This window comes from Cyanothece sp. BG0011 (genome assembly GCF_003013815.1).
GTDB lineage: Bacteria > Cyanobacteriota > Cyanobacteriia > Cyanobacteriales > Microcystaceae > Crocosphaera.
The window spans coordinates 18,335-43,912 of sequence record NZ_PRLH01000144.1 but is presented as its reverse complement, the minus strand read 5'-3'; the positions used below and the strand labels follow the sequence as shown (position 1 = coordinate 43,912).

Sequence of the window (25,578 nt, the reverse complement as noted above, 5' to 3'; positions counted from 1 at the left end):
GCGAGTTTAATGCTTCAAAAACTGCTCAGGTTCACTTGCTACAAATTTGGATTCTTCCTGACACACGGGGACTAAAACCTAGCTATGAAGAAAAGCATTTTCCTGCGGAAGAAAAACAGGGGAAATTAAGATTAGTCGCTTCTGGGGGAGGAAGAGATGATTCTGTCAAAATCAATCAGGATGTGCAGCTTTATGTTGCTTTTCTAGATCAAGGTGATCAGATTAACTATAGTATTAATAGTAATCGATCTTTATGGATTCAAGTTGCCAAAGGTTCAGTACAAATTCATGGTCAAACTATTAACAGTGGGGATGGTGTCGCTATTACTCAAGAAACTAAAATTGACCTAATTGCTATTAGTAACGATACGGAAATTTTACTGTTTGACTTAGCTTAATTATTAATGGAGAAAGGTTAAAACTTATACAACAATTATTTCTGATTTATTTCATTACGAAAATCAGCCATATCTGCATAAATTTTACGCGCCCGGTTCACTCCCCCTAATGGTCGATATTCTTGTAAACAATTCCAAGGTGAAAAAGACTGTTTTTCATCATTTTCTATCCGTTCTTGACTATTAAATTCCTGTTGAAAAATCCTCATAGTTGCTACTTTAATAAAAGGAGATTCTTTCTCATCCCATAACACTGTCGGATCTTCAATGGGCATTTTTTCTGCATCAGTTTGTTGTTGAATGCAGAAGTCAAAGTAAGCATCTTTTGTGGCTAAATATTTCGTCATTGCTTCTCTTAAATAATTCGTTTTATCCTCCGCCGTATCAATATTAAATTTTTCCCCTTCAAGATGAGGAAATATAGCATATTTCATGGCAGTATTTCCAAATTTATAAGGGGTTGCACTCCAATAATTTGCCTCCAAAGGACTGGTCATAACCTGACTTCTGACTTGATTTAATAAAGGTAAAGAATAAGCGATCGCTTCATAAGACGCTTTTAATTCATCAGGAATCTGTTTAGGACTTCCATCAGCATTCATAATAATTTTTCCCTCTCGAATACCATTAACAATAGGAAAGAAATCTAAATAAGCTTTAGCATCTCTGAGGAAAAAGATTGGGGTATTCACTGCAATAAAATCTTGTTCATCGGGGGCAGAATTTTCAAATGCTTTGCACCCTTTAACTCCTAATAATTTAATGGAAACCCCTCGAATATCTCCCGTTGTATCGGGTTGGAAATTCCCTGTTTCATCAGAGGCCCCACTGCCATTAGAAAAGCGAACCCATATCGGATAAGTTTGCGGTTTGGAAAAAATTCCGACTTTGAATTGATCGGACATATTTTCTTCAATAATAAACTCCCCTTGAACATAACCATGACTCTTAGGATGTTGGGTTCTTGGACTCGGAGAAAACTGATAATCCCTCATCAAAAATTCAAATATTTCAACTAATTTTTTAATGGTTTCTTGTTCGTCTTCTGGAAAATATTCTTGACCTAATTGTGACATAATGACCCCTTAGTTTTCCCTAATGTTTCTCTTTTTATACCTAAATTTTCAGTTATTTGTATTAAATTTAACAATAAAAACCATTTTCTTTTTAAAATTCAACGCCGAACTCACTCTACTGACCCTTTGCATCAGTACAGAAAAACTAAATAACAAACTAAAAAAAATTAATATTTAAGTCGTTACAGTCAAAACTATAGCCATCCCCCCCTGCCCCCTACTACCCCTGCCCCTACCCCCCCTGCCCCTACCCCCCTGCCCCCCTTTTAAAGGGGGGTGTGGGGGGTGTGGGGGTGTGGGGGGTGTGGGGGGTGTGGGGAACGATTGAAGGTGTAAGATATGATAGCGGTTTTCATTTGCATAGATTAAACATTAAAATGCAAATCCTCCCCACACTCAACTTAACTAAAATATTGATACACCCAATTGAAAACCGCTATGAGTCTATGTTAAGTTTTGCTACGTTTAGCAGTTAAGTGATAATATAACTGTATAGTAATAAACTGAAATGGAAATTAAGGCAGTGGATTTAGGGCTGAAGACAGAGAGAGTAATTTTCGTCTAAAGTCTAACCTCTGACTGCTACTAAGAGGTATTGATCATGAGTAATAACTTAGCCCTCAAGCTTCGGGAAGGAACCAGTCATTCTCACACCCTAGCGGAGAATACAGCCTTTACCAAGTGTTTCCTCAAGGGTATTGTAGAAAGAGAACCCTTTCGTAAACTGTTAGCTGACTTTTATTTCTTATATTCTACTCTAGAGGAAGAATTAGAACGCCATAAAGACGATCCCGTTATTAGTAAGATTTATTTTCCCGAATTAAACCGTAAACAAAACTTAGTAAAAGACCTAGAATACTACTACGGAGAAAATTGGGCGGCCGATATTTTTCCATCAGTAGCAGGTCAAACCTATGTAGCAAGAATTCGAGAAGTTTCTCAAACTGAACCTGCCTTATTAGTTGCCCATTCTTATGTGCGTTATATGGGTGATTTATCTGGGGGTCAAAGCTTAAAAAATATTGCTCGTTCAGCCTTAGAATTACCTGAAAATCAAGGAACCCAATTCTACGAATTTGAGCAAATTGCTACCGCAGAAGCCAGACGAGAATTTAAAGGAAAATATCGTGATGGTTTAAACGCTGTACCCATCGATGAAACCTTAGAACAAAAGATTATTGATGAGGCCAACCACGCCTTTACATTAAACCGTGACGTAGTACATGAATTAGAAGCTGATGTTAAAGAAGCCATCGGCGATCATGTGTTTGAATTAATCACTCGTCAGGCAATTCCTGGGGCAACTGAACACCCTCATGGTCAGGGTCATCCCCATAATGTAGCTATTGCCGAATAAAGCTGTCAATCCTGTTATTACAAAGGGGAAAAGTTAGAAAAATAAACCATTGAGTTGCTATTTTTATTAAACTGACTTCCCCTTTTTTTCTGCTCGATCCTACCTAAGTTATCTAAACTCTTGAGAGGCTAATTAAGACTATGAACTTAACAGCTAAAACCATTGAATTTGACCAAGACTTAATCAAAAAATACGACAAATCTTTACCCAGATATACCAGTTACCCCCCTGCAACAGAACTTAAAACTAAGGTAGGTGAAGTAGAATTTAGAGCAGGAATCGCAGCAGGAAACCATAAAAAAACACCTCTTTCTCTGTATTGTCATATTCCTTTTTGTGAAACCGCTTGTTATTTTTGTGGTTGTAATACCATTATTACAGGGAATAAAAAAGTTGCTGATCCTTACTTAGAATATTTAATTAAAGATATTGAAAGAACCGCCGAATTAATTTCCCCCAATCGTGCAGTTAATCAAATTCACTGGGGAGGTGGAACTCCAAACTACTTAAATCAATCCCAAATTGATCGCTTATTTAATACGTTAGTCAAAAACTTTAATATTGACAAAGATGCTGAAATATCCATTGAAGTCAATCCCCGATATCTTGATCGTAATTTAATCTTTTTCTTGAGACAGTTAGGGTTTAATCGTATTAGTTTCGGAATACAAGATTTTGACCCGAAAGTACAGAAAGTTATTAACCGTGTTCAACCCGAAGAAATGTTATTTAATGTTATGGGTTGGATGAGAGAAGCTGAGTTTGAAAGTGTCAATGTTGACCTTATTTATGGACTACCGTATCAAAACAGAGACACCTTTAAAAAGACCGTTCAAAAGACCATAGAATTAGATCCCGATCGCATTGCTGTGTTTAATTTTGCTTATATTCCTTGGATTAAACCAGCGCAAAAAAATCTCCCTGTTGATGAACTTCCTAATGCGTCAGAAAAGTTAGCCATGTTGCAAATGACCATCGAAGAATTCAATAATAACGATTATTTATTCATCGGAATGGATCACTTTGCGAAAGCCAATGATGAACTGGCGATCGCTCAATCTCAAGGGGATTTACATCGCAACTTTCAGGGTTACACCACAAAACCAGAATCCGATCTTTTAGCGTTTGGCATGACATCAATTAGTATGTTACATGATGTCTATGTTCAAAATCATAAGAAGATCAAAGATTACTATAAAGTCTTAGACGAGGGACATTTACCCATCGAAAAAGGCGTTACCTTAAGCAAAGATGACATCATTCGTCGCGCCGTGATTATGGAATTAATGTGTCAATCTCAACTCTATAAAGATCGCATTGAAGAGAAGTATAATCTTCATTTTGATCTTGATTTTGACGAATATTTTGCTCAAGAATTAATCGATCTTAAACCCTTAGAAGCCGATGGATTAATTCATTTACATAGCGATCGCTTAGAAGTCACTAATACTGGCCGCTGGTTAATTAGAAATATTGCGGCGGTATTTGATCCTTATCTCAAAGGACGTAAAGAACAGTCTTTTTCTAAGGCTATTTAATAGTAGTACCCCGACACCGCTTTTTAGTGCGGTGCGGGGTTTTTTCCAGGGAAGCTATATTTGATTGGAACTTTGATCCATTAGTTCATGAAATCTCGCTCTCCCTCGATCATAATCTTTACTTTTATAGCCTAAAATTTCACGAATAATCCATTTTTGCGGAATACCATCTTTGAGGAGTGAAGCGATCGCCTCGTATAAAATTTTGTCTTCATCCATAAAGTTTTCTTTGAACCATTTTCGACTGTTTCGATAGCGAGTTTTCGGGTTTTCATGATCAAAATGAATAAACATTGCACCCACTAAAGAGGGAAAAGACTTTTTAGAGATTTTATCTTGTTCAGTGGTGATCATTTCCCAGTCTTCTGTTGCTACTTTTTTAAGGTATTCGGTTTGTTGTTTTTTGGAAATTAAGCGTTTGGATAATGTTTTTAATCGCCCTGGATTAACATAAGGTAAAAGACGGTATAAATAATCAAAAGAAACTACGTTTAATAGGGTAGAGCCTAAAAGATTCAACTGTTTTTCAGGATTGACGCGCTCTAGATCATCTTTTTGATGCCGTTCTAATAAAGGGGCCATTAAGTGTTTATTAATCCAATTGTAGGAATGAGAAAACCCCCGATCAATATGAATGGCCCCTACTAATGCTTTGAGAGATTTTTCAAAAGGATTACTGGGTTTAACCCGTAAACGATGTCTTTCTTGATTAACATCTAAAAAGGGATAACTTTCCCCTAATCCTAAACTAAACCAGAGATTGGTGAGTTTTTCTTTTGCTGATAACTTATCCTGTAATGCCGTCATTTTACTAATAGTTAAATAAGGAAAATGATGATATAAATAGTCAATAATAATCAGATCCAGTAAGGTTTCTCCTAAGGATTCTAACCGTTGATTATCACTTTCAGGCTGATTAATTTGTTTGGCATAGGAAGGATCACTTAAGGCAAGAAAAAGCAGATCGGGATTTTTAAAGTTTAAGCTAATTTTTGTTTCAACTGGGGATGAATTCCACTGCATAGATAATTTTTGCGACCTAAAGAAATAATAACAACGAATTTTGTAGGGTGGGCAAGGTTTCCAAGGATGAAGTTAGTTTCAATAAGTTTTTGACTTGCCCACCCTACTGTTTAATTTTCCTTCAACCGCGCCATGATAAGGGCTATTAATATTAATGGTCACTAATAACTGAGCGACTGATACACTATTGAGGATCGAGCTTCAACACGGCCATAAACGCCTCTTGAGGCACATCTACCGTACCGATCGCCTTCATTCGTTTCTTACCCTTAGCTTGCTTTTGTAGCAGTTTTTTCTTACGAGAAATATCTCCCCCGTAACACTTCGCTAACACATCTTTACGCAATGCTGGTATATGTTCACTCGCGATGACTTTGGCCCCGATCGCAGCTTGAATAGGAACCTTAAACTGATGACGGGGAATCAATTCTTTTAACTTCTCCGTCAAAGCCCGACCCACATGATAAGCTTTATCACGGTGAACGATCATGGCCAAGGCATCCACACTGTCTTTATTAACCAAAATATCCAATTTAACCAGGGGATTTTCCCGATAACCGATCAATTGATACTCCATACTGGCATAACCACGGGATCTTGACTTTAACTGATCAAAAAAGTCCGTCACCACCTCAGCTAAGGGTAACTCATAGATCAAAGACGTTCTTGAGAGGGTAAAGTAACGCATATCCTTAAACACCCCCCGACGACTTTGACAGAGTTCCATCAACGTCCCTACATAGGTTTCCGGGGTAATCATTTCCACTTCAATATAGGGTTCTTCTACCTTTTCCCGTTCTTGGGGGGGTGGCAGTAAACTGGGGTTATCAATTTGCATCACTTCCCCATCAATGGTGGTGACACGATAAATTACAGAAGGGGCAGTGGTAATTAAATCGAGATCATATTCCCGTTCTAGGCGTTCTTGAACAATTTCCATGTGCAGTAACCCCAAGAACCCACAACGGAAACCAAACCCCATGGCACTCGAGGTTTCCGGTTCGTAGGATAGGGCTGCATCGTTGAGTTTAAGGCGGTTTAAGGCTTCTCGTAAATCTTCATATTGATCCGCATCGGTGGGGAATAGACCACAAAAAACCATGGGTTTCGCTTCAGTGTAACCGGGTAACGGTTCTTTTGAGGGTGCTTCAGCTAAGGTGATAGTATCCCCTACCCTTGCATCTTCTACCGCTTTAATAGCGGCAGCAAAATAACCCACTTCCCCTGCATGGAGGGATTCTACCTCTATTTGACCAGGAGATAATACCCCCAACTCATCAATTTCGTATTCCTTACCAGAAGCCATTAAACGAACGCGATCGCCAGTTTTTACTGTTCCATCCATGACCCGAAAATAAACAATCACACCCCGATAGGGATCGTAATAACTATCAAAAATCAAGGCCCGCAACGGCTTATCCACCGTATCGCTAGGAGGGGGAACTAAATGAACAATGGATTCTAAAATTTCATCCACCCCGATCCCTGCTTTGGCCGACGCTTTAATAATACCCGTACAATCTAACCCCACCACTTCTTCGATTTCATTGGTTACCCGTTCTGGTTCTGATCCAGGTAAGTCAATTTTATTTAAAATTGGAATAATTTCTAAATTATTTTCTAAGGCCAGATAAACATTAGCTAGGGTTTGCGCTTCTACCCCTTGAGAGGAGTCCACCACTAATAACGCCCCTTCACAAGCTGCTAAGGAACGGGATACCTCATAGGAAAAGTCCACGTGACCGGGGGTATCAATGAGGTTGAGAACGTATTCTTGCCCGTCTTTGGAGCGATAGTTCATCCTAGCCGCTTGGAGTTTAATGGTAATACCCCGTTCCCGTTCCAAGTCCATGTTATCGAGGAACTGCTCTTTCATTTTCCGTTGAGCAACGGTTTCAGTCATTTGTAGCATTCGATCGGCTAGGGTTGATTTACCATGATCGATATGAGCAATGATACAAAAGTTACGAATACGAGACACAGGAACGTCGGTCATAGAATCTGTTGGTGGGGTAAGTTTACAAAAGTTGGCCTTGTGTATTAGTGTAAGATTTTTTTGCTTTAACTACCACCAATTGGAGGCTTTTTCTTAGGGATCTTGTTTGTGATGGGTTAAATCAGGAAATATTAACACTTTCAATAATGAGGGACCAACAAGACATAAACCTGGATACCTTCTAGGTTATATGGGTATTCCCTGCCAGAAAAAAGAGCAGATCAAGTGAGCAAAAACCGCTAAGATTAAGAGTAGTATTTTTATTCGTTTTCCAGAGAAAAAGCCAATGGTTGCACTTGCACAAGTTGAAGATATGATTAAGTCCCAACTCCCCGACGCTCAGGTGGTAGTCAGGGATCTCACCGGTGGTGGTGATCATCTTGAGGCGATCGTTGTCTCTGCTCAGTTTGAAGGAAAAACCATGATTAAGCAACATCAAATCGTCTATGGGGCCCTCCAAGATGCCATGGCATCTGAAGCGATTCATGCTCTGGCCTTAAAAACATACACCCCTCAAGGTTGGGAAGCCGCCCAAAAATAAATTCCCTCTATCCTGAAATACAAAAAGAGGACTCCCGTTATATTTCTCCCCAAAAAAAGACTCATAGAAATTAACGGGAGATGAATTTTTGCCAACAAATAAACCGACCAGCGGGAGACAACTTACACGAGTTGACATTGTGTGTAGATTAATTTAAACTAGGGAAAGTATTAATAGTGGTCGAACTAATGCTTACATTAACTTACGAATTTAAGCTAATCCCAAATAAGCAACAAATTGAGGTAATTGAACATACTTTAAATGTTTGTCGCTCCGTCTGGAATTATGCTTTAAGAGATCGTAAGGACTGGCTAAGTTCTAGAAAATCCCCTGTTAATTCTTGCTCATTAATTCAGGAATATATTATTTCTCCTGACGTACCTTACCCTAATTATCACAATCAAGCTAAAGCATTAACAAAGGCCAAGAAAACTAATGACATACTCAAATCAGTAAACGCTCAAGTTTTACAACAAGTCTTGAGGACTTTAGATAGAGCTTTTGCCGATATGCAGTCCAAAAAGTTAGGCTTTCCGCGCTTTAAAAATAGGGATAGAATGCGGTCTTATGTATATCCTCAAATGCTAAAAGATTGTATTAAAGGTAACGAAATTAAATTACCACACCTAGGATGGGTAAAGTTTAGAAAGTCTAGAGAAATACCTGATGGGTTTGAGTTAAAACAAGCTCGCATTGTAAGGAGAGCTAATGGTTACTTCATGATGCTTTCTTTACAGTTAGATGTTAATATTCCTGACGTTTCTTTTCATGGACATCCTTTAGGTATTGACTTAGGTTTAGATAAATTCTTGGCTACTTCCGATGGTGAACTTGTGGATAGACCTCGATTCTTAAATCGACTACATCGTAAGCTGAAATTGCTACAGCGTAGATTAAGAAATAAGAAAAAAGGCTCTAATAATAGACACAAGTTAAACAAAAAGATAGCTAGATTACATCAACGAATTTCTGATACTCGTAAAGACTGGCATTTCAAGTTAGCTCATCGTCTTTGTGACCAATCACAATCAATATTTATTGAAGATATTGATTTTAGGTCATGGGCTAAAGGAATGTTATCTAAACATTGTCTTGATGCTGGTTTTAGACAATTCATAACCATTCTTAAATGGGTAGCATGGAAAAGAGATGTTTTTGTTAATGAAGTTGACAAGAATTTTACATCTCAAATTTGCCCTAATTGTGGGTTTCATACTGGTAAGAAAACCCTTGATGTTAGAGAGCATAATTGTCCTGAATGTGGGTATAAAACCCACCGAGACGTGGCAGCAGCGCAAGTTATCAGAAATCGTGGTGTAGAAGAATATGCGCTAGGGCATAGCGTATCTGAAAATGCCTGTGGAGATGATGGGACGGGGGCTTTGCCTAGTTACCAATCTGTGAAGCAGGAAATCTTAAGCGCGAGTTTAAGAATCCCTCGTTATAGCGACGTAGGAGCTTAACGAGTGGAGTATGTCAAACTGAGATGAAATAACCTGGTTATAGAGGTAAGGCTGATGGGTCTATCTGTTGCTGGTAGCCTAACAAAAACAGTTCTATTCCTCTGTGATTAAATCAGCTAATGGATCTCAGTTTGAGCCAATTATCATTGAATAAATTCCTCAAGGAGCAAGTATGACCTCAGACATCAAAGAAAAAATCGACCAAATGGTGAACAATAACAAAATCTTGGTCTTTATGAAAGGTAATAAATTAATGCCTCAATGTGGCTTTTCTAACAATGTGGTACAAATTTTGAGTACCCTAGGGGTTCCTTTCGAGACTGTTGACGTTTTAGCCGATCCTGATATTCGTCAAGGCATCAAAGAGTATTCTAATTGGCCCACCATTCCCCAAGTTTATATTAACGGGGAATTTGTCGGTGGCTCTGATATTATGATCGAAATGTACCAAAATGGTGAGCTACAACAAATGGTAGAAGTGGCGCTCGCTTCTTAAAAAAAATAAGCCCGCATATGCGGGCTAACGTTCTGTTTCATCACTTTTTTAGAGCATTATTATCGGTAAAAATCAGTCTCCCGTTCTAAAGCAGTGAATTCAAAATTAGAAGGATCGCGGAAAAAACGCCAAGCATCCTCCTCTAAACGATGAATTACATAGGGTTCTAACACATCTACCTGTCGCAGACAAGCAAGATAACCATCCATATAACATTGAATTTCATCAAAGCGACGGCCTCGGTTCCATAGTTCCACCATGCCGTCTGTTAGGTTTTGGTAATAACGAATTGCCAAGGGATGTTGCAGCATAATCGATGAATGGGAATAGTCTCCAGGGGCGTTGGTAAAAAATAAATGACTTAATCTTAATGAATCATTAAGAGAAAAACAAGTTACAATATTAAGTAAATCAAAAATTTTAAGAAAATCCTACCGGTTCGGTATTTTCCATTCTATCTCTGTCTTATTCATTTGAAAACCGTACCGCTTAGTTGAGCAAGACAAGAAAGAATTTTGTAGAATCTTAAGGTTTTCTTAGGAAATGCGGAAAGGCAGCGTAGCCGATGTTACAAATTCTTGACAATACGTTTGTTACGCTAAGGACTGTCAAATTAGAAGGACGAAAACTAAGGTGAGTCTCATTTATACTGCTATTGTTGAGGGGAATCCTCATCTACGCTCATTATTAGGTTGGCATCTGCAACAAGCCGGTTATACAGCGCAACAATGCGCCAATCTGCAACAGGCCAGGAGTGTCTTTAACCGTCGCCAACCCACCTTAGTGATCCTCGATGCTGATCTATCTGACGGAGATCCACTAGAATTGTGCCGGTGGCTTCATCAACAACGGCAATCAATGATTCTGATCTTATCAGCCCGGAACACAGAAAAAGATATTGTTAAGGGACTCAGTGCAGGGGCCGATGATTATTTAACCAAACCCTTTGGAATGCAAGAATTTATGGCTAGGGTAGAAGCCTTAATTCGACGGGTACGGGTTGCTTCTGCTCCTTTGTTTCTAGATTATGGTGACCTAAAAATTGATCTCGTCCAACGTCGGGTTCAGTTTCAAGGACATTTTGTGGATTTGACCCCCCAAGAATTTAGTTTATTGTACGTCCTAGCTCAAGCAGAAGGAAACCCCCTCAGTCGCGCAGAATTGCTACAACGAGCTTGGCCAGAGGCGATCGATAATCCCCGTACCATTGACACCCATGTGTTGTCTTTACGGAAGAAAATTGAAACCGATCCCCGTCAACCGAGTTTAATTCAAACGGTACGCAATGTGGGTTATCGATTCAACTCAGAAGTCATCAAAGAATCTTCCGCTTCTCCTACCACTTCAACCACAACTCAATCAGCCAAAATAGCAGCAGTTGAGCCGATTAATATTAAAAAGCTATCCTCATAAAGTTTGATGGGCAAAAATTTCTGTTCAATGATTCTCAGTCTATAGCTAGATGTCAAATTAATTTGATTTAAGGAGAATATTGACAAGACGCAACCCATATAGTTGTCCATGAAAGAAATAGCGGTAGCCCACATCAATGACCTACAAAACGGTCAAATGCAGCAAATTACTGTTAACAATACACCAATATTACTCTCTAAAATTAACGATAAATTTTATGCAACTGGCGCATTTTGCCCCCACTTTGGCGCACCTTTAGAAAAAGGAATTTTGTCCGGAGAAAGAATAGTGTGTCCTTGGCATAATGCCTGTTTTAATGCGATCGCAGGGCAACAAGAAAAACCACCCGGATTAGACTCTTTATTTAGTTATATAACTAGAGTTGAAGGAGAACAAGTATTCGTTCAGTTGCCTGAGGAAACCTCCCATCATCGAACCTTAGAAATGGCTCAATATGTTCCTAATGTCGATAATCGCACCTTTGTTATTTTGGGTGCCGGTGCAGCAGGAATCAACGCAGTGGAGACATTACGACAAGAAGGGTTTCAGGGTAAAATCATTTTCATTAGTGCCGAAGAAAAATTACCTTATGATCGCACACTATTAAGTAAGAAGTATTTACAAGGAAAAACCAGAGAAAAGGGGTTAACTTTACGGAGTCATGAATTTTACGATCAATATGATATCGAATTAAAATTGGGCAAAACCGTCACAAAAGTCGACCCATCCCAGAAAACCCTGACTTTTGACGATAATTCTCGTCTTGAATATGATTCCTTACTCTTAGCCACAGGGGGAAAGGCTAAACAATTAAAGATACCAGGGTCAAATTTAGCTAATATCTTCACTTTACGTCAACCGGAAGATGTGAACTTAATCTTAGAAACAGCTAAAGATGTCAAAAACGTTTTAATTATCGGTTCGAGTTTTATCGGCACCGAAGCAGCTGCTAGTTTAACTCAGCAGGGATTAAACGTGACAGTGGTTTCTCCGAGTGAGGTTCCTTTCAAAAAAATATTAGGGGATAAGTTAGGTAAGCGGTTTCAAAAACTCCACGAAACCAATGGAGTCACCTTTAAACTTGGCACAAAAGCGGTTGAATTTCAGGGTAATGAGAAAGTAGAGTCAGTCAAATTAGACAATGGAGAAACCATTGCTACCCATCTCGTTATTGTGGGTATTGGTGTCGTACCCAATACAGACTATCTAACCGATAGGGATCTCAAAGCAGAAGATAACAGTATCGCCGTTAATCAATATCTACAGACGAACATAGAAGATATGTATGCAGCCGGGGATATGGCACTGTTTCCTTACTTACCCATGGAAAAATTAACTCGTATCGAACATTGGCGACTAGCAGCCCAACAGGGACGGATTGCCGCTAAAAATATGTTAGGCCGCCATCAATTACAAGACGTTTCTCAAATTGTGCCTTTCTTTTGGTCAGGACAATATAACTTAAAATTGCGTTATGTCGGACACGCTGAACAATGGGACGAAATAGCGATCGATGGCAATTTAGATTCACCTGAGTTTCTAGCATTTTATCTGCAAAATAATAAAATTATGGCAGTAGCAGGAGTGAACAGAGATCGAGATATCGCTGCTATCTCCGAATTAATGCGTCAACAAAAAATGCCCGATGCAACCACCGTTAAAACTCAAAAAATTAACTGGATTGATAGGGTTTGATAGAATTATTAATTGATAATAGTTATTCTTCAGTTAATAATAATTGTGCTGCTTCTAACATATCATTCCTAATGTCCTTAATGTCTTCTTGATTATCAAGATAGGTTTTTAATGCTTCGATGGGATCTAAACTTTTTCCGATTCCTAATTCGGGTAAACGAGGACGGGACAATTGACTAATAATTTCAGGACGAATGGTATAACTATGGGCAGCTTTTAAAGCTTCATGAATGACAGTATTATTAATTAGCTCTAATTGTTCAGAACGAATCTGATAATTAACTCTGACTACCGTATTCTCAATAGTCTTTTTTTCAATGGCTTTAACTAAGTCCCCTTGAGGATCTTCTGATTGGGAAATATCAACTTTTATGGTGAGAAAAGGACGAGCCGGTAAAGGACAAAAATCCCAATTAACTTCCCCTTTTTTAAGATGAATTAAGATATACCCTTTTTCTTCTTTTTCTTCACTAAAATCAACCCTTTCTATGCTTCCTGGATAAATGACAGGGGGATCATTAGTAGGATTAAGATTTTGATGTTTATGGACATGGCCGAGGGCAACATAATCAAATTCAGGACGGATTAATAGGGAAATAGGAATAGTAAACCCTCGTCCCACGGCTAAAAATTGTTCTGCCCCAAATCTGGCACGGTTGACCATTAAATGACCTAATAAAATAGTAGGAAGATTGGGATCTAATTTTCTTATTTCTTCTTCTAAAACCGGTTCTAATGCTTTGATTAATAACTGATTAATTTCGTCTAAAGATAACCCTTCTGTTTTGGATTTGGTTAATAAAGAAGAACGAGTTAACCAAGGTAAAGTTATCACTTGAATATCACCATTATTAGTGCTTATTTTATGGGTAATTAAGTTATCTCCAACAATAAAACCAGGAACCGCTAAGGTGCGATAAATACATAAACTTGCCCCTCCATTTCCTTGAGAGTGTTGATCATGGTTTCCCACTAATAAAATGGTGGGTATATTCGCATCAGCTAAGCGTCGAAATTGAGCAGCAAAGGCCTCTTGAATATAAGGAGGGGGTGTGGCATCAGGAAAGGCATCACCCCCAAATAAAACGAGGTCAACAGGTTCGTTAATTGCCCGATCAATACATAACTTTAAACAATTAATAAAGTCTTCTAAACGAGTGTTTAAACCAGTATTTGTGTTAATTTTTCCGTGAGAAAATCCGCTACCGAGATGAATATCAGAAAAGTGAAGAACTTTGATCATAATGATAATTTATAATTGATAAAATCAATATTCTCCCTAAATTAATAAATAGAAGTATTTACAGCATTTTTATTCGAGATAGCATTTCTTGAGCCTTTTCTTTATTATAAATGTGATAGAGTAATTCTGGCACCCATTCTAATGTAGCATTAGGACTAAACCTCAACGATTCAATTTTGTCAAGAAAAAGATGTACTTGATTATCTAAATCAGAAACAGACTGACGTATAATATTAATGAATTGAGATGATCCAGCAAGTATCCCATGACGTTCATGAGATATCATCAATCCCCAAGTTCCCTTCTCAGAATAGATTACATATTCAATCCAATCATCTATCTTTAATGTTACTTCATTTGAGGAAATATTAGATGATGACCTTAGATATTCTTCAGATAATTCAGATAAGGAAATATAATAATGATTCGGAGTATCATCATATCTAAATATATTTGTTAAATAGCAGTTTTTTTCTTTTAATTTATATGCAACTTTAATTATTCCTTCTATTAAGTGAGGTTCAATATAACTACGACAAGGAAAAACTATCAAACTTTCCTCTATACTTGAATTAACGCATTTTCCAAAGGGATCATCATCAATAAATATTTTTTTTAAAATTGGCTCTGCTTCTTTTTTATACTGTAATTCTGTTAAAATATACATGATTAAAGGCTCAGTTCTTAAATTGATAAGTTATTTTTTGCATTAAAGTAACTCATGCCGCACGTTACACAGACAAAAAATTGTATAACGAATATTATGTATCATGGTAACATCCTCTCAATTTCTTACTTTAGAAACTTTTATTAATCAATATGGTGATTCCCCTCGCTATGAATTGGTTGATGGAGAATTAATTGATATGGAACCAACAGGACTCCATGAAACTGTTAGTGGTAAATTAGCAACTCAAATGGGTATTGCTTTAACAGCAGAACAACCCACTTGGTTTATTCCTAGAACTTGTTTAATTCGTCCGTTTGCTAACACCCCAACCGCTCGCCGTCCCGATATTATTGTACTCGATGAAACGGTTTTAGTACATGAACCCCTATGGAAAAAAGAACCAGTAATTACGTTAGGGAAATCCATTAAATTAGTGGTTGAAGTGGTAAGTAGTAATTGGGAAACAGATTATGCTAGAAAAGTAGAAGAATATGCTTTATTAGGAATTCGGGAATATTGGATTGTGGATTATCAAGGGTTAGGTGGTGTTGCTTTTATCGGCAAACCGAAACAACCTACCTTTACAGTTTGTGAACTGATTGATGAAGATTATCAACAAAAACAATATCGTTTAACAGAATCCATTATTTCTCCTAGTTTACCAAGTTTAAAACTTTGTTTAAATGATATTTTACCTCGCTAATATTTAGGAAGATTGATGTAAAATTAAACGATTACCATCGGGGTCATAAGCATAAATTTCTTGACCATGAGACGCTACATTAATCTTTCCAGGAGTAGGATAACCCATCTCTGTTAAAAAAGCGATCGCATTTTCTAAGTTTTCCACTTCTAAACACAAACTTAAACCACTTCTGGCTGCATTGTTAAACTCAGTTTCATGGCTACTTTGAGGCTGAAAAATCCCCAACCGTAACCCCAATAAGTTAAATTGAGCATAACGTTTGGGTTGATAGGGGTGGGGTTGTTGGGATAATAATTGACTGTAAAAATTAACGACTAATTCAAAATTAGTCGTCCCTAAGGTTAAAAAAGCAGTGCGATATTGCAACATTTTTAATCAGGAAGGGTTAAAATTTCCACGCCTGTGTCTGTCACAGCAATGGTATGTTCAAACTGTGCCGATAACTTACCATCTTTAGTGATAGCCGTCCAACCATCTTCTAAAATGACGGCTTCCCAAGTCCCCTCATTAATCATAGGTTCAATGGTAAATACCATCCCAGGCCGTAGTTTTTTGCCCTTTCCGCGCTTTCCATAATGGGGAACTTGGGGGGCAGTATGAAAGATATTACTCACGCCGTGGCCGACAAAATCCCTGACCACAGAAAATCCTTGAGGTTCGGCACATTCTTGGATAGCAGCCCCGATGTCTCCAATTCTTGACCCAGGTTTAACGGTTTGAATGGCTTCGGTTAAACATTTTTCGGTCACTTCTACCAATCGTTTGGCTAAAGGAGAAGGAGTACCCACAAAGAAAGTTCTTGAGGTATCCCCGTGATAGCCATCTAAAATAGGGGTAACATCGATGTTAATAATATCCCCCTCTTGAAGGATTTGTTTGGCGTTAGGAATACCGTGACAAATGACATGATTAACACTGGTACAAATCGATTTAGGAAAACCATGATACCCTAAAGGTGCGCTAGTTGCGCCGTGGGCTTGAGTCCATTTTTCCGCTTCATCATTAATTTCTAAGGTACTAACCCCTGGTTTAACCATGTCGGCTAAATGGTCTAACAATTCGGCGGCTAAGCGGCCAGCCCGACGCATTTTTTCAATTTCTCGTTTCGATAATAAGGTAATGGTTTCTCCCATGTTTTCGAGGTGAAATTAACTAATAATGATTTTTTTTCTATGATACCAAATTTCTTGATCCCTAGGGTTCAGGAGCATCGATTAACCAAGCAGAATTACTCAAATAAATTGAGAGGAAAATGACCGTAGGTTCCCACTAAGTTATGGTTATCCGATTGACACGAAATTAAAACCCCTCGGTAACTTCCTGTGTAGTAATCCACATAGTAAGACATGGTTTCAGTATTAAATTTAATGTAGATGGGGGTTTGTCTGGGGGCTGTAGGAGAGGGGTCTACATTTTCAGAGATGTCTAAGGCTTTGAGATAACTTTTCAGGGTTTTGAATCCTTCTTCAAAGCTATCAGCACAAATACCAAGATTTTCAGTGACACACAAATCTGAAACAATTTTGATAGCTTGACGTAATTTATGTTTATCTGCTTCAAAATCTACAATTTTAATCTGGAGACAACTATAGTCTTTAAGGATTTTGAGGGCTTCATCAACACTTAAATTACTATTCGCTTGAGTCATGGTAATCATTTTAATGAGTGGGTTAAGGAGAAGACTTGCTAACAAAAGCCTCGTCAATTGATGGATGATTTTTTGTTGGGTGACGGCTGAAGAAAATATAAAGGTTGAGACGACAAAACAGAGGTTTGATGGGTTTCTAGGATATAATCTAAACGAGGATCAATCATATCAGTGTCACTGTCTATTCAGCTTGTATCTGTTCTAGGTTAAGAAAATTTTTTCACTAAAGGTCTGTTCAAAACACCCTATGGTTTAGGTCATATTAACGGCTTGAGCTATATCTAAAATAGAGTGATCATGGGTAATATTCAAGGTAGGGCCGACAGGGAAAAGAGACTGAATAAGTCAAGTTGGGTGAAGTGTCACCAACCCCAAAAAATTGAGTTTCATGATCTATGCTACGACGGTAAGGGTCTTTGGGGAATGAATTCCCGATGTTTTTAAGATTTCCCTTCAACGGTTATGATAAAAAAAGATGAGTTGTAGGATAAGATATGGGTGAAGCCAAACGTCGCAAAGAAGCTTTAGGAGAACAGTACGGTCAAGAAGAACGTATTTTACCTTGGGTTCCTGTTTCTAAACGTCAAGCTCAAGCTTTTTATCAATGGACCACAAAAGGCGCTTGGGTGGGTATTGGTATTATGGTCGCTATTTGGCTAACGGTTCGTGTTGTCGGCCCCGGTTTGGGTTGGTGGGATGTTCAATAGGTTAAAAAGTGTGACGATTTTGCTCAACATACTTGACAAGTTGAGGGAAAAATGAAAAGAAATCCCTCTCTAATTCAGGGTAGTTTTGTTGTAAATCATGATGAGCGATCGCAAAATGATTGGGTCGTTTAATTCGTCTACCCAGTCGTTGACAGGTTTGTTGAATTCCTTCTGTTTTTTGATAAGAAACTAACCAGTTTTCTAGAATAATTCTAGGTAAAATTAACTGTAATTTTTCAGGAAGTAAATAATAATTTTTCTGTAAAATAATATAAATATTGTCAGCAAAGGTTTCTAACTTTTCTGAAGAAAATAAATCCCAATTTTTAGCCAAAAAGTGATCATAAAAAACATCAATTAAAACCCCAGAGAAGCGTCCCTGAGATGAATAAATTCTTTTTTTACTCTGTTTAAAAACCTCATGGGTATCGGTAAACGCATCTACTTTAAAATGGGTTCTAATTCCTTTAATAATTCCTGGAGAATAGGGAGAATTTTCTTGATCGATTCTTCCTTTGACAAAATCTCCTAATAAGTTTCCAATGCGAGAGTCTGGGGTATTTTCTGCTAATAATAAATGAGCTAAATAATTCATAACTAAAAAGTAATTCTAATCTAGTATTTTAACCGATCTTTTCCTATTCAAAAAGGTTGATAACGTAAGGAGAAATAAAACCCATTTTCTTGCCAAGAGTTACCTTGTTTTCTGGTGGGTTCTAGAGGAATGCCATAATCAACACGAAGACCAATATTAGAGGTAATTGCCCAACGTAAGCCTAATCCAACACTTATTAATGTAGCAGGATCGGGGTCTGGTAGTAAATGATTCCATCCCGTTCCTAATTCAAAAAAAGGAGTTAATTGTAAGACTCTGGAATTTTCTAAAAGGGAAAATTGAGTTTCAATCGAAGCAATAAAACCATTATCAGTTAAGAGTTTATTTTGACGATATCCTCGCACACTATTAATACCACCAATAGGAATTTGTTCTAAAGGAAGTAAAGAATCTGGGGTAACTTGAGTATCAATACTGGTTAAGAATAACAATCTGGGGGATAATTGTTTGACCCATTGTACTTGACCTTGCCAAGAAAAAAAACGCCCATCTACTCCAATATTATTAATGGTTGGATTAAATAAATCAACCCCAAAATTAAACTGAGAACGAACCGCTAATACAGTGGTTTTTCCTCGGTTTAAATATTCTTTAAAAAAACGAATTCCTGTTAATTTGATTGTACCATTTTCTGCTGCAATCGATAAAGAAAACGGTTCATCTAATAAGAAAGTTTGTTCTCGACGACGATCAAATGTAATTCCTAAACTCAATTCATGATTAAGATTTTTAATAATGGGTTGACGAAAAGTAAAAGAAAGGGTTTCATTTTCACTATTAATATCAAATTCATCAAATTCCTCAGAAATAATACCACTATCACTATTCCAATAACGAAAGCTAATGGTTCCATCGTCAGCATTAACAGGAACCGTGTAGGAAAAATTATAAAAATCAAGTCCTTCGGTGCGGTCATATTCAGCATAAATACTATCTCCCCAACCTAATAAATTATTATGATTTAAAGCCACAATTCCTTGAGTCGAACCGATGCTAGGAGGACGATAATTATCTGTGCCAATGGTTGCTTGAAAAGCGGAAGCTTCTTGAACTTCAACCATTAAAATACTTTGCCCCGGTGCTTTTCCTGCGGTTAATTCGGCGTTAATTTGTTGAATTAAAGGATCTAATTTTAATAATTCTAAGGCTTCCTCGATACTCTTTTGATTTAAAGGGGTTTCGGTAGCAAATTGGAGACGACTACGAATATAATTATCTTGTAAACGTTGTAACCCAATAATTTGTATTTCTTCTAAGGTTCCTTCTCTGACTTGAATCGTAACAATTTCTTGACTTAAATCTTGATTATTAGGTAAAAAAGCCCCAGAATTGATATAGCCATTAGCCAGATAAAGATCAGTAATTTGCGATCGCAAACATAATAAACTTTCTAAGGTTACTGTTTGTTCATTAAAGGGACGAGTTAGCTGAGAAATTTCTGTATGAAGTACGGTATTTCCTTCTATATTAATAGATTGAATAAAAAAGCTTTCATTTTCTGTTTCTGGTAAAGATGTTAAACAAGACGAAGTTTGAGCCAGAGAAGCATCAACTTGACTGAAGGTTTGAGACGGTTGAGCAAGGGTTTTTAAAACAAAAGTTGGTAAGCCACATAAGTAGACGATCAAAATCAAAATTTTTTTCACGACTTTATGACTGAAAATTCATAAAAAAATTATAGATGGTTATAAAATAGATCATTTTTTTAGAAATAGCAAAACCCCTTAGATGATAGGGGTTTGCAATTGGGTGTATCAATATTATTGAATTAACTATCACAAAGATATCGCTCAGCCAGTCTCATCATTTCAACATCTTCTTGAGATTCTTCAGATTGACCACGTCCTAAACCTAACCCTGAGCGAATAGCATCTTCTGCTAAACTTTCTAAAGGATCTCTATTAGAATTATCAGCAATCTTTTTACACATTTCGTAACCATCATCTAACAATTCTCGCACTGTAAATGATTGATTGGGAGCTTCTTCATACAAATATTCCACAGCCTTTTTAACATAGCTAATTTCATCTTGTGTATCAGCTTCTGCATAAGCATCCGAAGCAATAACACCACCGGCTAACATGGCTGTTAATAAGATAATTGATTGAGTCAGTCTTAAATTTTTCATTTATTATAGTCCTTTTTTAATGTCTATCATTTGGCTTTTCGTGTATCATCTTAACGTTCATTGTTGTTGCCCTAGGTTAAATTTAGGATAGATTTAAGGTAATCGATGACATTAACGACTCTTAACCTTATCCTAGGCATATACGAATCGTAGTAATTGATTTAAATCTATGATTGATCATATCTAATACAAAACATAAAGAAAAGTTACAGCATTTAATATTTCGTAATGTTAAGATCAAACAACGTACAACCCAGTAATGGATAATGACAGCAGTTGTGTTTGGAACCCTTCCTTTTCCCAATCAAGGTGGCGATCAGATCGTCAGTAAGGCCGTTAGTACCGCGATCGCGGCTTTATTCAAGCGAACAGGTAAAATAGAAGCGATGGTGAGGGCCGAACCCGTTGCCAAGTTATTACAAGGCAGTGTGGACGGTTTTGACTTCATCGGTAACGGAATGCTGATGTATAATGGCCTCCGCATCGACGGGATGGAACTCTATGTGCAAGCAGTGTCCATTGATTTTAGTGCCATTTTTAAAGGTCAGATCAAACTAAGACAACCGACTCAAGCAACCATGAGAGTTGTTCTCACCGAAGAAGACTTAACCACTTCTTTCAACACTCCCTTTGTCGTAGAAAAGCTACAACGCTTACAGTACGAAGGACAGGCGTTAAACTTCAAAAAAACAGAAATGCTAGTCAATGAAGATAAATCATTGACCCTCAGAAGTCAAATTCAACTAGGGAAAACCGGGGAAACCGTTGACTTAGATATGACTTCAGAAATTGAAGTGTTAGACCGGCGCAAAATTCAATTCGTCAACGTCACCTATAAAGGGGATGACAAAGCGAAAAATTTAGGAAAATCTTTGATTGATCATGTAAATAACTTGCTAGACTTAGATCAATTTGCCCTCGATGGAACACAGTTGAAAGTAGATCGAGTGCGTATCCGTAAAAATGAACTCATCTTTTATGGTATCGCCAAAATCGACCACTTTCCTCAACGTAAGAAGTAGCAATATTGGGAGTCATCATGACAAAATTAAGCCTCTGCATGATTGTCAAAAATGAACAAGCAACCCTCTCTAAATGTTTAGAAAGTGTCCAAGATGTTGTTGATGAAATGGTGATCTTAGACACAGGATCAACGGATCAAACTGTAGAAATTGCTGAAAAATTTGGGGCTAATGTACCGAAATTTGAGTGGGGCGATGATTTTGCAGAGGCCAGAAATGAGGCATTAAAATATGTTACAGGTGATTGGGTTTTAGTTCTCGATGCGGATGAAGTTTTAAATAAAAAAGTAGCACCACAAATTAAAGAAGCTATCGAAAAAGATGAAAATTTAGTGGTTAATTTAGTTCGTCATGAAATTGGTTCTTCTCAGTCTCCTTATTCTTTAGTTTCTCGTTTATTTCGGAAACATCCAGAGGTCAATTTTTCTCGACCTTATCACGCTATTATTGACGATAGTGTGAGTGAATTATTAAAAAAAGAAAGTCATTGGAAAATTGTCGATCTTCCTGCAATTACCGTGTTTCATTACGGTTACACTCCAGGGGCGATCGCCTCTTTAGATAAGTATAATCGCGCCCAACAAGCGATGGAAAACTTTATCAAAGAAAATCCGAATGATCCCTATACTTGTAGTAAATTAGGGGCTTTATACGCCCAAATTGGCAAAGAAAAACAAGCCATTAAATTATTTAAACAGGGTTTAAAATCCAATAAAGCGGATACTCATGTTTTATATGAACTCCATTATCACTTAGGAAACCTCCTCAGTAAACAAGAAGAGAAAGAAAAGGCAATTAAACACTTTCAAAAAGCCATTGATCAGCCCATTATGGCACCTTTAAAGTTAGGGGCTTATAATAATATTGGTGTGGTTTTACAAAGCATGGGAGACTATAAGAACGCAGCCCAAGCTTACGAAACTACCCTCAAAATTGACCCCAGTTTTATCACGGGATACTATAACTTTGCCATGACTTTGAGTGCTATGGGAAAGTTAGCTGACGCGGTGGCTATTTATGAAAAATTAATCTCTTTAAGTCCCAATTATGCAGCAGCTTATCAAAACTTAGGTGTTGTTTTATTTAAGTTGAAGAAACTTCCTGAAAGTTCCGAAGCCTTTAAAAAAGCTGTTAGCCTTTATGAAGCCCAAAATAATCAAGTTGCAGCCGAAAATTTACGCAATGGGTTAAAAGAATTAGGCATCTGGGAAGGTTAAAAATTGAAAATTTAGAATGTAGAATTTAGAATTGGTGTGATTAAACATTCTTAATTGCACATTCTACATTCTGAGAATCAACAATTATTAATTAGCGTCTAATTTCAAAGACACCTCGACAGCCATTATCAACCCAAATTTTTTGACTATCATAGCCCCAGGTATCCCCTTCCCAACAACCCGCTTGACTTAACTGGCGATCAAGAACGATCCAATCATCCCTACCCAAAGAGACAGGACAAGTGGTATATTGACCATTATCCGAATTACAAGTAATGGTTCGGCCATCACTACTATTATTATTAGATCCACCAGCAATGGCGGCAGCGATCGCCCCAACCACTAACGCCCCTCCCACAATAGCAGCCGCATCGCTACCGCCACTACTATTATTACTGTTATCATAACCAGGGTTGCGATCGCGCACGCTAAACTCCGCAGCGCAACCTCTATCCACCCAGATCCCGTCTCGATCATAGCCCCAGGTATCTCCTTCGACACACCGGGTGTTACTCAGTTGTCGGGTAAGTCTGACTCCTCCGCGAGTATTAGCGCGACAAAATTGATAACGATACTTAAAAGATTCACAGCTTATGGTCTGTCTCGCTTCTGCCGGAATAGTCTGTAAAAGAAGTCCCAGACTAATACCAGTAATAATAGTAAGACGGTTTAGGCAATTAATGATCATGATGATTCATCCTTAAAAGAGAAATTACATAACCGGGCAACTCGACACCCGTTGAGAATTGAGTTGTGATAAATTTTTGGGGTTGACTTTTTTCCAAACAGGATCACCATTTTCTTGTAACCAAGCTAAATTTTCTGTGATTAGTTTAGCCACAGGAGTGACATGGTTACAGTCTTCATCAGCAAAGGTAAATAAATAGGATTTAACGTTTAAGGTATTAACAGATTCTGTTTGCCAACCATAAGTATTCGCAGGGAGAACCGCATTTGCGTAAATTTTCGATAAAAATTCGTCATTGGGTTGAGTCGGTAACGCTAACGGTAAAACATGAAAGTTATCTTCTGGTAAAATCTGTTCTTCTAACACTTTCGCAGGAACACCAACTACATAGAAAAAGCCATCAATTTCTTGTTTACGAAGGGCATCAATACTGCGTTTAATATCTAACGCTTGTATAGCTTTCGGTTGAATATCTAAATGATACATTAAAGTAGAAGCGGTGGTACTGGTTCCACTGCCTGACTCTCCGATGGAAACCCGTTTTCCTGTCAATTCTGAGGCGGAATTAATGTCTTTTCGGGTAATGAGATGCACTTCTTCATCATACAAAGGTAAAACCGCTCGAATAGATTCCGCTTGCAACCGTGCAATTTCATCCTTGTTAGCAAAGGTATTAAGAAAGGCTAAAAGATCGCTTTGTGTCACTCCTAAAGGGATGGTTTCATGACGAAATACATTATCAATATTATCTAATGCTCCTCGGGTAGGAATCAGATCAATATCGAGGTTTTTAGTGAGGGCAAATTTTTCTAAATCTTTGGCAACTGAGTAATATTCTCCTGACTCATTTCCTGTGGCGATTTTAATTTCCATCGGAGAATTTTGGGCGACTGTGTGAGACGGGATAAAAACGAGGAACATGACCATTATTCCTAGAAATCCACACAGTAAATAATATAATTTCTTTTTCATGACTGAGGAAAGAAGGTATGATCTTTTGAAGTTAAGGCGATCATATTAAAGTTAAGAATTAAGGTTGAAACTTACAAAAAACACGAGGCAAGTCATAACCTTTTTATAACCTCAATATTTCTGTTTTATCATACCATCGAGTCCCCAGTAGAAGTCTTTAATTTTTGTTAAAAATGAGTAAAATTCTAAAATTAAGACTATTTACCCAGAAAAAACACACTTATAACTCGCTTTTGAATAATTCTAAGACCTTTGCCCAAGCATCTTGAGCCGCTTCTGCATGATAACTACCTCGTTGATCACAGAAAAAACCATGTTCTGCACCATCATAGCGAAACACTTTATGAGGAATATTATTATCTTTTAAAGCGTTTTCAATCATGTCAACTTGTTCTTGAGGAATACTCCCATCTTCTTTACCAAAAAAGGCATATAAAGTCCCTTTAATATCTGGCGTACAATCAACTGTCGCTTTATCTTTTTCTCCTGGTTTCCAGTTAGCAATTCCTGCTCCATAAAAAGAAGCCGTTGCTTTAATTTCTGGCAAGGTTGACACTAAATAAACCACATGACCCCCAAAACAAAAACCGATGGTTCCTACCCCTGTTTTTTTCACTTCGGGTAATGTATAAAGATAGTCAATTGTTGCTTGAATATCTGATAATAATTCAGACGCTTTAGTTTGGTTTTTATACTTTCGCCCGATCTCAATCGCTTCAGGAGTGTAACCGGTTTCAAACCCAGGATCTAACCGTTGATAAATAGCAGGAGCAATAGCCACATATCCCTCTTTAGCAAAGCGTCTGGTGACATCTTTAATATGATCATTAACCCCAAAAATTTCTTGAACAACGATCACCGCCGGAAATTCTCCGTCTTCTGTAGGCATTGCTAAATAACCATCAATATTTAAGTCACCATTCTTGATAACAATGTCTTCGGTTTTAATGTCTAACTGTGTCATG

27 protein-coding genes are annotated in these 25,578 nt (G+C 37.6%); 12 read left to right on the top strand and 15 right to left on the bottom strand.

The genetic code is table 11. The annotated features are described in order from the left end of the window. Window positions 1-398, top strand: a 398-nt coding sequence (locus C4E06_RS18825; RefSeq protein WP_370051348.1) for a pirin family protein, incomplete at its 5' end; no start/stop codon positions are given. 35 nt (window positions 399-433) lie between these two features. Here the strand turns inward: C4E06_RS18825 and C4E06_RS18820 are convergent. Next, window positions 434-1,474, bottom strand: coding sequence for a catalase family protein (locus tag C4E06_RS18820; protein ID WP_107669653.1), 1,041 nt, complete (start codon window positions 1,472-1,474; stop codon window positions 434-436). 601 nt (window positions 1,475-2,075) lie between these two features. Between C4E06_RS18820 and C4E06_RS18815 the strand changes: the two genes are divergently transcribed. Then, window positions 2,076-2,831: a heme oxygenase (biliverdin-producing) gene (locus C4E06_RS18815; protein ID WP_107669651.1), complete on the top strand. Its 756-nt coding sequence runs from the start codon at window positions 2,076-2,078 to the stop codon at window positions 2,829-2,831. A 140-nt stretch (window positions 2,832-2,971) separates the two neighbouring features. Further along, a complete protein-coding gene (gene hemN, locus C4E06_RS18810; RefSeq protein ID WP_107669649.1) occupies window positions 2,972-4,369 on the top strand; it encodes an oxygen-independent coproporphyrinogen III oxidase in 1,398 nt (465 codons plus the stop codon). A gap of 54 nt (window positions 4,370-4,423) precedes the next feature. Here hemN and C4E06_RS18805 read toward each other — a convergent pair whose 3' ends face one another. Together C4E06_RS18805 and lepA are read right to left on the bottom strand one after the other, a co-directional pair. Next, window positions 4,424-5,392: a ribonuclease III domain-containing protein gene (locus C4E06_RS18805; protein WP_107669647.1), complete on the bottom strand. Its 969-nt coding sequence runs from the start codon at window positions 5,390-5,392 to the stop codon at window positions 4,424-4,426. A 184-nt stretch (window positions 5,393-5,576) separates the two neighbouring features. Next, complete coding sequence (gene lepA / locus C4E06_RS18800; protein ID WP_107669645.1) at window positions 5,577-7,388, bottom strand: translation elongation factor 4; 1,812 nt, start codon at window positions 7,386-7,388, stop codon at window positions 5,577-5,579. Between the two features lie 286 nt (window positions 7,389-7,674). Between lepA and C4E06_RS18795 the strand changes: the two genes are divergently transcribed. The 3 genes from C4E06_RS18795 (at window position 7,675) to grxD (ending at window position 9,888) form a co-directional block, all read left to right on the top strand. Next, window positions 7,675-7,929, top strand: a complete 255-nt coding sequence (locus C4E06_RS18795) for a BolA family protein (protein WP_107669643.1) — start codon at window positions 7,675-7,677, stop codon at window positions 7,927-7,929. A 188-nt stretch (window positions 7,930-8,117) separates the two neighbouring features. Then, window positions 8,118-9,392: an RNA-guided endonuclease TnpB family protein gene (locus C4E06_RS18790; RefSeq protein WP_107666431.1), complete on the top strand. Its 1,275-nt coding sequence runs from the start codon at window positions 8,118-8,120 to the stop codon at window positions 9,390-9,392. Between the two features lie 172 nt (window positions 9,393-9,564). Beyond that, window positions 9,565-9,888 carry a Grx4 family monothiol glutaredoxin gene (gene grxD, locus C4E06_RS18785; RefSeq protein ID WP_107669641.1) on the top strand — a complete coding sequence of 108 codons (324 nt, stop codon included), beginning with the start codon at window positions 9,565-9,567 and terminating at the stop codon, window positions 9,886-9,888. Between the two features lie 59 nt (window positions 9,889-9,947). Here grxD and C4E06_RS18780 read toward each other — a convergent pair whose 3' ends face one another. Beyond that, window positions 9,948-10,199 (bottom strand): DUF6761 family protein, encoded by a 252-nt coding sequence (locus tag C4E06_RS18780; RefSeq protein ID WP_107669639.1) that lies wholly within the window; start codon window positions 10,197-10,199, stop codon window positions 9,948-9,950. 322 nt (window positions 10,200-10,521) lie between these two features. Between C4E06_RS18780 and C4E06_RS18775 the strand changes: the two genes are divergently transcribed. Further along, a complete protein-coding gene (locus tag C4E06_RS18775) occupies window positions 10,522-11,301 on the top strand; it encodes a response regulator transcription factor (protein WP_107669637.1) in 780 nt (259 codons plus the stop codon). A 108-nt stretch (window positions 11,302-11,409) separates the two neighbouring features. Beyond that, window positions 11,410-12,996 carry an FAD-dependent oxidoreductase gene (locus C4E06_RS18770; RefSeq protein ID WP_107669636.1) on the top strand — a complete coding sequence of 529 codons (1,587 nt, stop codon included), beginning with the start codon at window positions 11,410-11,412 and terminating at the stop codon, window positions 12,994-12,996. Window positions 12,997-13,018: 22 nt separating this feature from the next. Here the strand turns inward: C4E06_RS18770 and sbcD are convergent, their stop codons facing one another. Then, a complete protein-coding gene (gene sbcD, locus C4E06_RS18765; RefSeq protein WP_107669629.1) occupies window positions 13,019-14,239 on the bottom strand; it encodes an exonuclease subunit SbcD in 1,221 nt (406 codons plus the stop codon). A gap of 58 nt (window positions 14,240-14,297) precedes the next feature. Then, window positions 14,298-14,906 (bottom strand): hypothetical protein, encoded by a 609-nt coding sequence (locus C4E06_RS18760; protein ID WP_107669627.1) that lies wholly within the window; start codon window positions 14,904-14,906, stop codon window positions 14,298-14,300. Window positions 14,907-15,009: 103 nt separating this feature from the next. Between C4E06_RS18760 and C4E06_RS18755 the strand changes: the two genes are divergently transcribed. Further along, window positions 15,010-15,612: a Uma2 family endonuclease gene (locus tag C4E06_RS18755; protein WP_107669625.1), complete on the top strand. Its 603-nt coding sequence runs from the start codon at window positions 15,010-15,012 to the stop codon at window positions 15,610-15,612. Between the two features lie 3 nt (window positions 15,613-15,615). Here the strand turns inward: C4E06_RS18755 and C4E06_RS18750 are convergent, their stop codons facing one another. The 3 genes from C4E06_RS18750 to C4E06_RS18740 all read right to left on the bottom strand — a co-directional run bounded on the left by C4E06_RS18750 (window position 15,616) and on the right by C4E06_RS18740 (window position 17,263). Then, window positions 15,616-15,984 (bottom strand): glyoxalase, encoded by a 369-nt coding sequence (locus C4E06_RS18750; protein ID WP_107669623.1) that lies wholly within the window; start codon window positions 15,982-15,984, stop codon window positions 15,616-15,618. A 2-nt stretch (window positions 15,985-15,986) separates the two neighbouring features. Continuing rightward, the gene (gene map, locus C4E06_RS18745) at window positions 15,987-16,748 is read right to left on the bottom strand and encodes a type I methionyl aminopeptidase (RefSeq protein WP_107669621.1); all 762 of its coding nucleotides are present in this window, start codon (window positions 16,746-16,748) and stop codon (window positions 15,987-15,989) included. Between the two features lie 95 nt (window positions 16,749-16,843). Beyond that, complete coding sequence (locus tag C4E06_RS18740; protein WP_107669655.1) at window positions 16,844-17,263, bottom strand: DUF1824 family protein; 420 nt, start codon at window positions 17,261-17,263, stop codon at window positions 16,844-16,846. Between the two features lie 494 nt (window positions 17,264-17,757). On the opposite strand from C4E06_RS18740, the gene C4E06_RS18735 reads away from it, so the two are divergent. After that, complete coding sequence (locus C4E06_RS18735; RefSeq protein WP_107669619.1) at window positions 17,758-17,970, top strand: DUF2839 domain-containing protein; 213 nt, start codon at window positions 17,758-17,760, stop codon at window positions 17,968-17,970. A gap of 1 nt (window position 17,971) precedes the next feature. Here the strand turns inward: C4E06_RS18735 and C4E06_RS18730 are convergent, their stop codons facing one another. The 3 genes from C4E06_RS18730 to C4E06_RS18720 form a co-directional block, all read right to left on the bottom strand. After that, window positions 17,972-18,565, bottom strand: coding sequence for an ACP phosphodiesterase (locus tag C4E06_RS18730; RefSeq protein ID WP_107669617.1), 594 nt, complete (start codon window positions 18,563-18,565; stop codon window positions 17,972-17,974). A gap of 47 nt (window positions 18,566-18,612) precedes the next feature. Further along, the gene (locus tag C4E06_RS18725) at window positions 18,613-20,220 is read right to left on the bottom strand and encodes a ShlB/FhaC/HecB family hemolysin secretion/activation protein (protein WP_157951185.1); all 1,608 of its coding nucleotides are present in this window, start codon (window positions 20,218-20,220) and stop codon (window positions 18,613-18,615) included. A gap of 134 nt (window positions 20,221-20,354) precedes the next feature. Then, a complete protein-coding gene (locus C4E06_RS18720; RefSeq protein WP_198648809.1) occupies window positions 20,355-20,714 on the bottom strand; it encodes a hypothetical protein in 360 nt (119 codons plus the stop codon). A 266-nt stretch (window positions 20,715-20,980) separates the two neighbouring features. Here C4E06_RS18720 and C4E06_RS18715 point away from each other — a divergent pair, with 266 nt between their 5' ends. Then, the gene (locus C4E06_RS18715) at window positions 20,981-21,736 is read left to right on the top strand and encodes a DUF2993 domain-containing protein (protein ID WP_107669613.1); all 756 of its coding nucleotides are present in this window, start codon (window positions 20,981-20,983) and stop codon (window positions 21,734-21,736) included. 17 nt (window positions 21,737-21,753) lie between these two features. After that, window positions 21,754-22,953 carry a glycosyltransferase gene (locus C4E06_RS18710; protein WP_232826298.1) on the top strand — a complete coding sequence of 400 codons (1,200 nt, stop codon included), beginning with the start codon at window positions 21,754-21,756 and terminating at the stop codon, window positions 22,951-22,953. A 91-nt stretch (window positions 22,954-23,044) separates the two neighbouring features. Here the strand turns inward: C4E06_RS18710 and C4E06_RS18705 are convergent, their stop codons facing one another. The 3 genes from C4E06_RS18705 to C4E06_RS18695 all read right to left on the bottom strand — a co-directional run bounded on the left by C4E06_RS18705 (window position 23,045) and on the right by C4E06_RS18695 (window position 25,577). Next, window positions 23,045-23,641: a DUF3011 domain-containing protein gene (locus C4E06_RS18705; protein ID WP_107669609.1), complete on the bottom strand. Its 597-nt coding sequence runs from the start codon at window positions 23,639-23,641 to the stop codon at window positions 23,045-23,047. Window positions 23,642-23,665: 24 nt separating this feature from the next. After that, window positions 23,666-24,613 carry a TAXI family TRAP transporter solute-binding subunit gene (locus tag C4E06_RS18700; RefSeq protein ID WP_107669607.1) on the bottom strand — a complete coding sequence of 316 codons (948 nt, stop codon included), beginning with the start codon at window positions 24,611-24,613 and terminating at the stop codon, window positions 23,666-23,668. 220 nt (window positions 24,614-24,833) lie between these two features. Beyond that, window positions 24,834-25,577, bottom strand: coding sequence for a dienelactone hydrolase family protein (locus tag C4E06_RS18695; protein WP_107669606.1), 744 nt, complete (start codon window positions 25,575-25,577; stop codon window positions 24,834-24,836). Window position 25,578: the final 1 nt, after the last annotated feature.

Coding starts and splice junctions, on each gene's coding strand:
- C4E06_RS18820 (WP_107669653.1), bottom strand. CDS start 1,474: ATGTCACAATTAGGTCAAGAATATTTTCCAGAAGACGAACAAGAAACC.
- C4E06_RS18815 (WP_107669651.1), top strand. CDS start 2,076: ATGAGTAATAACTTAGCCCTCAAGCTTCGGGAAGGAACCAGTCATTCT.
- hemN (WP_107669649.1), top strand. CDS start 2,972: ATGAACTTAACAGCTAAAACCATTGAATTTGACCAAGACTTAATCAAA.
- C4E06_RS18805 (WP_107669647.1), bottom strand. CDS start 5,392: ATGCAGTGGAATTCATCCCCAGTTGAAACAAAAATTAGCTTAAACTTT.
- lepA (WP_107669645.1), bottom strand. CDS start 7,388: ATGACCGACGTTCCTGTGTCTCGTATTCGTAACTTTTGTATCATTGCT.
- C4E06_RS18795 (WP_107669643.1), top strand. CDS start 7,675: ATGGTTGCACTTGCACAAGTTGAAGATATGATTAAGTCCCAACTCCCC.
- C4E06_RS18790 (WP_107666431.1), top strand. CDS start 8,118: ATGCTTACATTAACTTACGAATTTAAGCTAATCCCAAATAAGCAACAA.
- grxD (WP_107669641.1), top strand. CDS start 9,565: ATGACCTCAGACATCAAAGAAAAAATCGACCAAATGGTGAACAATAAC.
- C4E06_RS18780 (WP_107669639.1), bottom strand. CDS start 10,199: ATGCTGCAACATCCCTTGGCAATTCGTTATTACCAAAACCTAACAGAC.
- C4E06_RS18770 (WP_107669636.1), top strand. CDS start 11,410: ATGAAAGAAATAGCGGTAGCCCACATCAATGACCTACAAAACGGTCAA.
- sbcD (WP_107669629.1), bottom strand. CDS start 14,239: ATGATCAAAGTTCTTCACTTTTCTGATATTCATCTCGGTAGCGGATTT.
- C4E06_RS18760 (WP_107669627.1), bottom strand. CDS start 14,906: ATGTATATTTTAACAGAATTACAGTATAAAAAAGAAGCAGAGCCAATT.
- C4E06_RS18755 (WP_107669625.1), top strand. CDS start 15,010: ATGGTAACATCCTCTCAATTTCTTACTTTAGAAACTTTTATTAATCAA.
- C4E06_RS18750 (WP_107669623.1), bottom strand. CDS start 15,984: ATGTTGCAATATCGCACTGCTTTTTTAACCTTAGGGACGACTAATTTT.
- map (WP_107669621.1), bottom strand. CDS start 16,748: ATGGGAGAAACCATTACCTTATTATCGAAACGAGAAATTGAAAAAATG.
- C4E06_RS18740 (WP_107669655.1), bottom strand. CDS start 17,263: ATGACTCAAGCGAATAGTAATTTAAGTGTTGATGAAGCCCTCAAAATC.
- C4E06_RS18735 (WP_107669619.1), top strand. CDS start 17,758: ATGGGTGAAGCCAAACGTCGCAAAGAAGCTTTAGGAGAACAGTACGGT.
- C4E06_RS18730 (WP_107669617.1), bottom strand. CDS start 18,565: ATGAATTATTTAGCTCATTTATTATTAGCAGAAAATACCCCAGACTCT.
- C4E06_RS18720 (WP_198648809.1), bottom strand. CDS start 20,714: ATGAAAAATTTAAGACTGACTCAATCAATTATCTTATTAACAGCCATG.
- C4E06_RS18715 (WP_107669613.1), top strand. CDS start 20,981: ATGACAGCAGTTGTGTTTGGAACCCTTCCTTTTCCCAATCAAGGTGGC.
- C4E06_RS18710 (WP_232826298.1), top strand. CDS start 21,754: ATGACAAAATTAAGCCTCTGCATGATTGTCAAAAATGAACAAGCAACC.
- C4E06_RS18705 (WP_107669609.1), bottom strand. CDS start 23,641: ATGATCATTAATTGCCTAAACCGTCTTACTATTATTACTGGTATTAGT.
- C4E06_RS18700 (WP_107669607.1), bottom strand. CDS start 24,613: ATGAAAAAGAAATTATATTATTTACTGTGTGGATTTCTAGGAATAATG.
- C4E06_RS18695 (WP_107669606.1), bottom strand. CDS start 25,577: ATGACACAGTTAGACATTAAAACCGAAGACATTGTTATCAAGAATGGT.